Origin of the sequence: Coleofasciculus sp. FACHB-712 (assembly GCF_014695635.1) — a bacterium.
Classification (GTDB): domain Bacteria; phylum Cyanobacteriota; class Cyanobacteriia; order Cyanobacteriales; family FACHB-T130; genus FACHB-T130.
On the sequence record NZ_JACJOQ010000077.1, the window covers coordinates 1 to 10,129 of the forward strand.

The 10,129-nt window shown below is 48.7% G+C and carries 9 protein-coding genes; 2 read left to right on the forward strand and 7 right to left on the reverse strand.

The features are described 5' to 3' along the window. The coding region (locus H6F50_RS01855; protein ID WP_347277127.1) for a family 10 glycosylhydrolase at positions 1 to 284 on the reverse strand (284 nt) is incomplete at its 3' end. A gap of 388 nt (positions 285 to 672) precedes the next feature. Between H6F50_RS01855 and H6F50_RS01860 the strand changes: the two genes are divergently transcribed. Continuing rightward, complete coding sequence (locus H6F50_RS01860; protein WP_190425668.1) at positions 673 to 1,170, forward strand: pentapeptide repeat-containing protein; 498 nt, start codon at positions 673 to 675, stop codon at positions 1,168 to 1,170. A gap of 122 nt (positions 1,171 to 1,292) precedes the next feature. Here the strand turns inward: H6F50_RS01860 and ftsY are convergent, their stop codons facing one another. The 6 genes from ftsY to H6F50_RS01890 all read right to left on the reverse strand — a co-directional run bounded on the left by ftsY (position 1,293) and on the right by H6F50_RS01890 (position 8,744). Continuing rightward, positions 1,293 to 3,173, reverse strand: a complete 1,881-nt coding sequence (ftsY, locus tag H6F50_RS01865) for a signal recognition particle-docking protein FtsY (protein WP_190425671.1) — start codon at positions 3,171 to 3,173, stop codon at positions 1,293 to 1,295. Between the two features lie 63 nt (positions 3,174 to 3,236). Next, on the reverse strand, positions 3,237 to 3,875 hold the full coding sequence (gene nusB / locus H6F50_RS01870; protein WP_190414667.1) for a transcription antitermination factor NusB: 639 nt from the start codon (positions 3,873 to 3,875) through the stop codon (positions 3,237 to 3,239). A 168-nt stretch (positions 3,876 to 4,043) separates the two neighbouring features. After that, positions 4,044 to 4,766 carry a DUF502 domain-containing protein gene (locus tag H6F50_RS01875; RefSeq protein WP_190425684.1) on the reverse strand — a complete coding sequence of 241 codons (723 nt, stop codon included), beginning with the start codon at positions 4,764 to 4,766 and terminating at the stop codon, positions 4,044 to 4,046. Between the two features lie 305 nt (positions 4,767 to 5,071). Continuing rightward, positions 5,072 to 5,971, reverse strand: a complete 900-nt coding sequence (locus tag H6F50_RS01880) for a glycosyltransferase family 2 protein (protein ID WP_190425674.1) — start codon at positions 5,969 to 5,971, stop codon at positions 5,072 to 5,074. A 272-nt stretch (positions 5,972 to 6,243) separates the two neighbouring features. Beyond that, positions 6,244 to 7,050, reverse strand: a complete 807-nt coding sequence (locus H6F50_RS01885; protein ID WP_206753522.1) for an HpsJ family protein — start codon at positions 7,048 to 7,050, stop codon at positions 6,244 to 6,246. Positions 7,051 to 7,637: 587 nt separating this feature from the next. Continuing rightward, complete coding sequence (locus H6F50_RS01890) at positions 7,638 to 8,744, reverse strand: adenylate/guanylate cyclase domain-containing protein (protein WP_190425676.1); 1,107 nt, start codon at positions 8,742 to 8,744, stop codon at positions 7,638 to 7,640. Between the two features lie 227 nt (positions 8,745 to 8,971). Between H6F50_RS01890 and dnaG the strand changes: the two genes are divergently transcribed. Further along, positions 8,972 to 10,129: DNA primase (gene dnaG / locus H6F50_RS01895; RefSeq protein ID WP_190425678.1), on the forward strand; the 1,158-nt coding region annotated here is incomplete at its 3' end.

The following is a 10,129-nucleotide window of genomic DNA, read 5'->3' on the forward strand; positions in this document are numbered from 1 at the left end:
ACATCTCGCCCCAGCCCCAGAAGCTCTAACCCTTGGTCTTGAGGGCGACCCGTCTTCCGTCTTGCCACAGTGCTGGGGTAAAAAGTGTGTCCCCGATTCCAGACTACAGGGTAGACGGTATTGAAATGTAGTTGAGATAACTGGTGCATCGCCCGGTTGACTCCCCAGGGCATAAATAGCACGGAACTCGCAACATTGGTCAACCAAACGCCCCGCAATTCAGTGGAAGCTACAGAAGGCGGGGAGTTGGTTCTAAACTGGGGAGAATAAATGGAGAACGCGATCGCTAGCCCCAAACAGAGCAAAGAAATGAACCAGGTATGAATCCCCTTCCTTTTTCGGCGGCGCGACCTCCTTAAACCATTGGGCTTTGAACTTGCATAATTTCTAACCACGAAAAATACCTGCTAGATTGCTTCGGTCAATCCAACATCCAAAATGGCATAAGTTGAGTCAACCTCACCTGAAATTTTTGTTCAAAAATTTGAAATTGAACCGCAACGCTGCCATTTGCTGAGTAAATCCGAATTTAAAATGCCTGATCGGGAACTCTAATATCCAATCACCTAGCATTGAGCCAGTCATGGCATGATTAATCTAATTGTCGCGAACTTGACTGTTCTCGAAACATCGTTGTAGTTTTTCAAGCGGCTCGTGAAAAATCGATCTAGTATGAAGCATTTTCTCCGACTAACAGCATTGGTTTTAGCACTCGTGCTTATCTGTTTTTCCCCTTCAGCACTCGCCGCTAGCTCTTCTTCCATTTCCCGTTCAGCTAGTCAAGGGGAACTTACGGGTAAGGATTTCTCCGGTCAAAACTTACAAGCAATTGAGTTTTCCAACGCCAACCTGGAAAATATTAACTTTAGCAATGCCGACTTACGGGGTGTGGTGTTTAATGGTTCAGTGTTGACCAAGGCGAATCTACATGGAGCAGACTTTACCAATGGAATCGCCTATTTAGCTGACTTCACAAATGCGGATTTAAGTGATGCAGTGTTTGAAGACGCGATGATGTTGCGATCGCGCTTTAACGATGCGGACATCACAGGTGCCGACTTTTCTAATGCGATTTTAGATGGTGTCCAAGTAAAAAAACTGTGTGCCAGAGCAACAGGTGTTAATTCAAAGACGAAAGTGGTAACTCGCGAATCTTTAGGCTGTCGGTAAAAGGCGGTTTATCTGGATATTCGGGGCTGTCGGTTTTCATACACAAAGTTGCTGACATATCAAAAACCCGTTTTCTTCGAGAAAACGGGTTTTTTAAGCTAAAAAATTAGGTTAGCCGACTATCAGCCACTCAGCAGGGCTTCTACAAATTCGTAGCTAGAAAAGGGACGTAAATCTTCTATACCTTCCCCTGCACCGATGAAGCGGATGGGCAAGCCAAGCTGTTGCACTACCGCTAGAGCCACGCCTCCCTTTGCAGTTCCATCTAGTTTTGTCAAGACGACGCCGCTGAGTTTTGCGGCTTCTGAGAAGACTTGTGCTTGACGCAAGCCATTTTGACCGAGGGTGGCATCAAGCACCAGGAGGGCTTCTACTTGGGCGTCGGGAGCTTTTTTATCGACAATGCGGCGGATTTTGCTCAGCTCGTCCATCAGATTTTTCTTATTCTGGAGACGCCCTGCGGTGTCGATGAGGAGTAATTCTGTACCCCGTGCTTGGGCTGCTGCGATCGCGTCAAACACAACAGCAGCCGGATCGGTATTCTGCCCTGGGTTGGCAATTACCTCAACACCACTACGCTGTCCCCAAATCTTGACCTGTTCTACCGCAGCAGCCCGGAACGTATCGGCAGCGCCAATTAAGCACTTATAGCCGGATTTTTGGGCTAAATGGGAAATTTTACCAATCGTGGTTGTTTTACCTGCACCATTCACCCCAGTCATCAGCCAGATATTCAGGGTGTCTTTTGTCGGGACAAAGGTGGGGCTGTAGGATTCCTGAATGGGTTGGTCGAGTAAGTCGCGCAGGATTTGCTTGAGGTAGGCGATCGCTTGTTCTGGCGGTAACACCTCATCTCGCAGCCTCTTTTGGAGCGTATTGATGATAGAGTCTGTCGCCTCAACGCCAGCATCTGCCTGCAACAGCAGCGCCTCAATCTCCATCACCGCGTCTTGATTCAACGGCCCTTGACCGACAATTGCCTTCAGCCGGTTGATCAAGCTGCGACGAGTTTTATCCAAGCCTTGCCGCAGTCGCTTCAGCCAAGTAATTTCTTCAATTGAAACATCCTCCGCCCGACGCCCTTGAGCTGCCAGCACTTGCGCTGACCACATGAAGCCCTCATCGAAGGTAAGTCCCGGTATCGCTCCAGTCTCCACCGTTGCCGCTGCTGGCTGCACGGGTGCCCTGACAGGTTCTGGTTCTTGCGTCTCTATCGCTGTTGCCTTGAGGCGTTCTAGCCGTGCCTGTCGGTCTTCCCGTGCCCAGAAAGGCACCGGGGCAGTGGCAGTCTCATCTGTCTGGGATTCAGTCGCTGCTGGCTCTGGTGACGCCTCTGAGGGTACGGCTTCTAAATCGACGCCAGTTTCGGCGATCGCTGTCTCGACCTCTGGTTGCGCTGACTCTAATTCTGGGGGGGCGGCTTCTAAATTAATCCCGGTTTCGGCGATCGCTGTCGCGACTCCTGGCTCCCCAGACTCATCTGTTGCCAGTGCTTCTGCCTCGACTACAGGTTCAGGCGTTTGAGTCGGTTCTGCTTCTGTTTCTTGGGCTGGTTCTACCGGGGATGCTTCTGCCAGTGTCGGAGTTTCAGAAGTTTCCGGTGCCTCAGGTTCAACCGTCGTTGTCGCGGGTGCTTCAACTGATTGAGCCGTTTCAGCCTCCACGCTGACTTCTGTCGTTTCTACTTCTGTCGTTTCTGCAACAGTCTCTAATTTGCTGGGTTCCGCTGCCGAAGTGGCGGGTGACTCAGCCACCGCTGGAGCCGTTTCCACCTGGGATTGTTGCTGTTTTTGCTGAATATTTTTGTAGGCTGCCTTAGCGTAGCTGAGCAGGTCTTCAGCAACCTGCTGTGACTGAGCCTCTGTTGTTGATTCTGACGTTTGGGTTTCGGCTTCCGGTTGTAGAGACGCAATATCTGGCGTCTCTACATCGGTTTTTTCCCGTTCAACTTGGGAATCACTTGTTTTATCGCTAAACTGACGACGGAACCAATTAAAAACCATTGCACCTACAAAACTCAGCAGCAATTCAGGAGCTATTACTGCTACTAACTATAGAGAACTTTTCTACGTCGTGGGCGATTGAGCCTTAAGCTGGTCAGTGACTCGGCGCAGGACTCCTTGAATAAACCGATGCCCTTCTTCATCACTGTATCGTTTAGCTAACTCTATCGCTTCATTGACTGCAACTCTGTCTGGCACGCCAATATACATAATTTCTACCACTGCCACCCGCAAGATATCTCGGTCAATCCGAGGCAGGCGGTTTAACTGCCAATTCACCATTGCTTCGTCGAGCTGTTGATCGATCTCTTCCCGCTTGGCGTTGACTTTGGTAATAATTTCTAAGGCGTAGGCGCGAACCTCCTGCTGGTTTGACAGTTGAATAAATTCTGGCAGTTCTAGAGCAGTTCCCACACGGTTGATGGCTGCCTGAGTTAGCTCAATGGCTTCGTTGATCATCACCTTTGCACTCTGAACATCCGAGGCGCGGGTTTCGCTACTAAGCAAGCGCTCGCTGGAGCGTTGAACTTCTGCTGCGGCAACTTCTAAAGTCTCTTGAACTTCAGAGCTGAGGGCGCGGATGGCAGCAGTGACTAAGCTGGATATTTGCTGGGTCGCTAGTCGTTCTACAGTCCCACTAAGCTGGCTAAGGCTGAGGAGAGCTAATTCACGGGCAATTCGGCGGGGTTGGCGGTTTTGCATGACAAATTCTAATGGGTAATCGGGAATGGGTAATCGGTAATCGGTCGTTGGTCAAAAGCTCATTCGTCATTGGTCATTAGCCAGTAGTAACGAACCAAGGACTAAGGACTAATAACTACTAACAATTACCGATTACCGATTACCCATTACTCATTCCGTCGTGATTTTTTAATCTTCCTCTGTAGGTAAAACCTGCCATCTTCCTTCAGAAACCAGGGGTTCTAGTTGGCGATCGCTACCAGTCGGAACCGGCACTAAGGGTAAGGGATTGGGACTGACAATTCCTCCCGAAACCACGACCTTGAAGGCATCTTCAATCGACATGGAGAGGTTCAGCACTTCTTCTTCCGGGACAACCGCATACCAGCCAGTGGTTGGGTTGGGCGTGGTTGGAATAAAAACGCTGAGCATGGGACGAGTCATCTGACATTGAATTTCGCTGCTCATCACACCTGTAACAAAAGCGATCGCCCAGACTCCTCGACGAGGATACTCTACCAAAACAACGCGGCGAAACTTGCCGTTTGTATCCCTTAGAATCGTTTCTAGTAATTGTTTGAGCGTTTTATAAACCGATCCGGCTAATGGAATCGCTTGCAACAGTCGCTCCCCAAAATCTAGAAGCCACCGTCCGGCAATATTGCGTGCCATTAAGCCAATCAGCATAATACACAGCAATGGAACTGCCAGTCCCACCAGCAGATTTAGGAAATTCACCAGGATGGGATGCAGGCCATCGAAGGGATTTACCTGCTTTGGAATGCGGGTCAAAAAGTTGATCACCCAGCTGGCAATTGTAATTGTCAGCCAGATTGTGGTAGCCAAAGGAATGACAACCAGGAGACCTGCAATCAGGTCATTCTTTAAGTCCTGCTTGAAGCGTTGGATCACAGATTGCCCAATCTCCTTACAACTGGCGGTGCTTTCTTTATATCGGGATACCAATCTCACTCAGTGAGTGTTGGCTGAAAAAGTTCGTCAATCAACCCCAGAAGACACGCCTGCAAAATTGGAACCGGGCATTCTCTAAAAGATTGCTGCTCCTTCATGCATGACTTACCTGCCGCAACAGCGTAGGTTTGATTCTGGAATTGTTTCTTTTCTATCTTTATTTGTAAGACTTGTGAAGAATTGTTGCAACTCCCCAGGGATCTAGTATCACACTTTACACTTTAGCATTTACAAGTCCGTTACCTTTATCGAGGAGAGGAACTGACTGTCGTCGCATCCACATTCGTATCGTCTGGAGGAATTGGCTGACTTGGGTCATCCAGGGGGGACTGGGGAAGATGCTTAAGCTCCCAGACCTTGAGTAAGATGAGATATTCATAGAATGCCTGCAAAGTACACCAGGCAAATCCTCCTCGCCCGTCCAGAAAGCCACCCAGAAAGAAATACATATATACGAAGCGCACGAGCGGACGGAAGGGCAGCCTTAAAGACAAATCTTTGAGGGCGCGGCGTTTTTCTACTTCCGAACGACCCAAGAATAATTCTCGCCAGTTGACACTTCCTTTGTCTAACTGACGCAGGGTTTCAACGGCTTCGTCTGTAGAATAGCGGTTGTGCTTGTCGATCCAGCGACTCAATCCCTTACTACAGGTGTAGTGGGGATAGGTTTCTTTCAAGAAGCTGGTAGCTCCTTCGCAAACTTCCCGTTCGGTATGACCGTAGTCGCTAAACCAGACTTTGCCCGGTTTTAACAGACGCATTTGGTAGCGGGGATACTGGGTGCTGCGGCGAATCCAACTGCCCATGAACATGACGCGCTCTGCTGCATAGTAGCCGACATATTCAGTCGTTTTAATTGCTTCCAGGCATTCCTGAAACAGCTCTTTTGTCATCCGCTCATCAGCTTCTAGGATATAAATCCATTCGTGTTTGGCGGGGACTTCTTGAAGCATCCAGGTTCTCTGTCGTCCGTGACTTTCAAACCGATGCTTCACCACCCGCACATCGTAGCAACTGGCGATTTCGAGGGTGCGATCGCTACTGTACGAATCCACCACAATCACATCATCCGATAACATTGCCGACTCAATACAAGCGGCAATATCAATTTCTTCGTTATAGGTCAGGATGTAAATTGAAAACATGCGATGCCGTTCGTGAGAGGAAATAACCAATCCCTGCTTTAGGATGCACTTCAGAAAGGGAAATCCCAATCGCGTTGGGTTCCTTGGGGCGTTGTGACTTCAAAGAGTAGAAGTCTGTTCGTGGATGCTTTCTTCGCCGGATGAAGGATGAGAAATTGCAGCCTTCATCCTAGCCTACTCAACAGGCAGCAGCTTCGCCACCACTTCGCCGAGGGGAAAGCCTACAGCTTTTTCGGCAACTGAACCCCTAACCCCTCACAACTCGCGATTTCTTACCGCGCCTGAGCTTTCCGACGGCTTCCTCCCGAACCTGTCAACCCCAGTGCCGCAATGCTAAGGTAGCCAATCGCTAAGAGTAAACTGCTCAGACCATTCCGGATACTCGTCTTCAATAACTCGCCTTGAGCTTGTTTTTGGGCTTCTAGTTTGCCGCCTCGAACTTGGGTTTTAGCTGCATCGACTTGTGCGTTCAAAGCTTTTGGGTCTTGCTTTAACTTTTGTAGTTGATCTTTGAGTGCTTGCAATCTCGCCTGTTGCTCCCCTTGAACTTGACCGCTCTTGAGCGCCTGATCTAGTTCCGCAAGCTTCTTACTATCTTCAAGCAAGGCGGTAACTTGGGCTGACTGGCTGGCGATTTGAGTTTCAACTTGAGTGGCTCTTTGGTTAATTCGGGCGAGCGCTTCCTGGTTCAGCAGACGCAGGCTATTGATGTTCAGTAAGGGAACTGGCAGCAGGAAGCTCAAACCTAAAATAACAGAGAGTATCAACGCTCCGATTCTTACTATATCTTCCCACCCTTTTCGAGCTACTCCAGAGTTATTGTCAATCCAATATCCAGCGAACAGCAGCGCCAGACCTACCATTGGAATCACCCCTCTGTCAATTAGCTGCCCTGTCACGCCCTGTTGCCACTGTAGGAAGTTCAGCCGCCACTGTGGATCGTCCACGCCACTAGGTCTATTTGGCGGAATTAGAAAAACCGCATAGTCAACCAGTGAGGACACAATTAGGATCACTCCGACCAACTTGAGGATTTTGGAGGCAACGGAGGAAGGTTGACGGCTATTAGCTGCTTTCATGGTTTTCGTCGTGAGTTATGAATTTTTTACTTCAAACTTAACTGAATAACATACTGAGTGACCTATCTGCCCACCGGATAATTACGCATTTATCAAGGTTTAGAAGACTCAGTAAAGGAAGGGAAGTTTTCTTAGATTCACCCGTTGGCTTCAGGGAAGTTAACCCAGAGGACTTCTACTCAGTTGTCGGTACGCCGTGATTATCTTCAGTTTAAAGCTGCTGATTTTCCAGAGACTTTCTTAGCAAGTTCCACATCTTACATCAACTGGGTCTATCAGTGTTAAATAATCACAATTTGCAACTAAAAGTATAAAAATTTGTAAGCATCGCAATCTTTATGTTCATCGTCCAAAAAATTCGCGTCCAGAGCGTGAGGAACTGTTAAAAATCAGTTGTTTTGCTTTTGCTCTAATAAATCTTAGCCGTTTTTTTAAAAGATGGCTATCGAAGAATGCAAGGCTAAAAAAAATAATAATATTTCCGGAAAGCGAGTTAACAGAAAAATAAAATTAATAAGAAAAATACATTGACATCGTCAATGTAAAAATTGCTCCCGCTACTCCTTTGAGTTCGGAGAGAGAAAAGTTCAGACATCACTTGCTTTGGTGCAAATTGCCTTCATTAACTCAATCCGATAAACCAGAATCGGTGCATCCAATCCTTTAAGACTCATCGCGTTACCCAGCCGGGGGCAATCCTTGACAGCACTGGCAGCGTCTGCGTCCATGAGTACAGTTTCGGTACAAGCAATGTCGTTTCCTTGGCTTGTCGCCTGCACCCGTGCTGCTGTATTCACCGTCGTGCCGAAGTAGTCAAGCCGCTCGTTTAGGGTGACACTAATACAAGGGCCGACATCAATGCCAATTTTGAGGATGAGCCGATCTTCTGCTGTTAGTTGCAACTGTTGATTCAAAGCTTCCATCTGCTGGTGCATGGCGATCGCGCTTCTCGTCGCATCAGCAGGCGCAGTGAATGCTGCCATCACCGCATCCCCAATCGTCTTGACAACCACACCATTGTGGGAATCTACTACCTGAAACAGCAGATCGAAGTGTCGGCGTACCAGATGATAAGCCCGCGAATCTCCTCGCCTTGCGTAGAGTGCCGTCGAACCAGCCAGATCCGAAAATAAAATTGCTACCCGCCGAATCGTTAAACTCTCATTAGGCGGAATCGTCTCGCGGGGAAAAAAGTCGCGGAAAGTTTGCAGCGTCAGCATCTGGTGTCCGGAAACTACCCCATATTGAGCATCGACTTTAGCGCGGAAATTCGGATCGTCTGCTTCCCTTCCCAAGCGGCGCAATCGTTCATCAATACTAAACGTAATCCGCACCTGCTCATCAGCATCAGTGGCGTGGACAGTGTGACACCTTGGGCACGTATGGTTTGTCCGCAGATCGTACAGACTTTTCGGATTGAAGTCGATGCCCCGACACATGGGACATTGAATGTCCCAGTTGAGAGATAGGATGCCTTCTTTCAACGCGGTGACTAACACTCGCAGCGCCTCCCGTTCGCTTAAGTGCAATCGTTCGGCAATTCGACGGGGGTTAGCATGGTAGAGTTCTCGGCTGTCGCTTTCCTGCAAAAATGCTGTCAGATGCTGCCGTACTGCTGGTTTAACCCCATAAGCTTCCAATGTAGCGACAGCTTTGGCGATCGCGCTTTGGCGTCTAGGAAAAAAGTTAAGCACTGCCCGGTTTATCCTCTATATCGCTAGGTTGATTGAGAATTTTGGTAGCGTGCAACCCTGAGTGTAATCCCAATACAATGATGATTAGCGATTCAGTTTTAGCAAGATGAATGGGTGCCAAGAGTTATCTTAGTACCAGCTTAGAACATTACTAGGAAGACCCCTTTGTCTTTGTTTAGAAAAAAACACCAATCACAATTGGTTCTCTCAATACAAAAAACTAAGCTGTGCAAATTCCCCGGCTGCATCCAGACACGATTGAGGAAGTAAAGCAACGGGCTGACATCGTAGATGTCATCTCGGAATACGTCCTATTGCGGAAGCAGGGCAAAGATTTTGTGGGTTTGTGCCCTTTTCATGAGGAAAAAAGCCCTAGTTTTAGTGTCAGTTCCAGCAAGCAGATGTATTACTGCTTTGGCTGTCAAGCTGGGGGAAATGTAATTACCTTCCTGAAGGAACATTCTAAGCGTTCTCTGGGCGAAGTCGTGCTGGATTTGGCGCGGCGCTATCAAGTTCCGGTGCAGATGCTGGAACCAGAACAGCGACAGGAATTGCAGCGCCAAATTACGCTGCGAGAGCAGCTGCATGAGATTTTGGCAGTGACTGCAAGCTTTTATCAGCACGCCCTCCGGCAAGCTCAAGGAGAGGTGGCTTTAGAGTATTTACGCTCGAAGCGGCAACTCTCGGAAGAAACCATCCAACAATTTCATCTAGGCTATGCACCAGCGGGTTGGGAAACCCTCTATCGCTACTTGGTGGAACAGAAACACCACCCGGTGCAGTTGGTAGAACAAGCGGGGTTGATTGTTCCTCGGAAGACGGGCGGCGGTTATGTAGATCGATTCCGCGATCGCTTGATGATTCCGATCCACGACAGTCAAGGGCGCGTCATTGCCTTTGGCGGTAGAACCTTGGGGGATGAGCAACCCAAGTATCTCAACTCCCCCGAAACTGAGTTATTTCATAAAGGCAAAACTTTATTTGCTTTGGATAAAGCTCGTGACGCGATTGGCAAGCAGGATCAAGCCGTCGTGGTAGAGGGATATTTTGATGCGATCACGCTCCATGCAGCAGGGATTTCCAACGTCGTCGCTTCTCTGGGCACTGCTCTCAGCTTAGAACAAGTGCGGCTGCTGCTGCGATACACCGAATCCAAGCAGATTATCTTCAACTTCGACGCCGACGCCGCGGGGACAAAAGCAACTCAACGAGCGATTGGAGAAATTGCCAATCTCGCTTACCAAGGACAAGTTAATCTCCGAATTCTCAACCTTCCAGATGGGAAAGATGCTGATGAATTTATCCGCAAAGGCGGCACTCAAACCTATCGGGAACTACTGCTCAACGCCCCGCTGTGGCTTGATTGGCAGATTCAGCAAATCTTA

Excerpts from the sequence above, each read along its gene's own strand:
- H6F50_RS01860 (WP_190425668.1), top strand. The coding sequence starts at position 673 with ATGAAGCATTTTCTCCGACTAACAGCATTGGTTTTAGCACTCGTGCTT.
- ftsY (WP_190425671.1), bottom strand. The coding sequence starts at position 3,173 with ATGGTTTTTAATTGGTTCCGTCGTCAGTTTAGCGATAAAACAAGTGAT.
- nusB (WP_190414667.1), bottom strand. The coding sequence starts at position 3,875 with ATGCAAAACCGCCAACCCCGCCGAATTGCCCGTGAATTAGCTCTCCTC.
- H6F50_RS01880 (WP_190425674.1), bottom strand. The coding sequence starts at position 5,971 with ATGTTTTCAATTTACATCCTGACCTATAACGAAGAAATTGATATTGCC.
- H6F50_RS01885 (WP_206753522.1), bottom strand. The coding sequence starts at position 7,050 with ATGAAAGCAGCTAATAGCCGTCAACCTTCCTCCGTTGCCTCCAAAATC.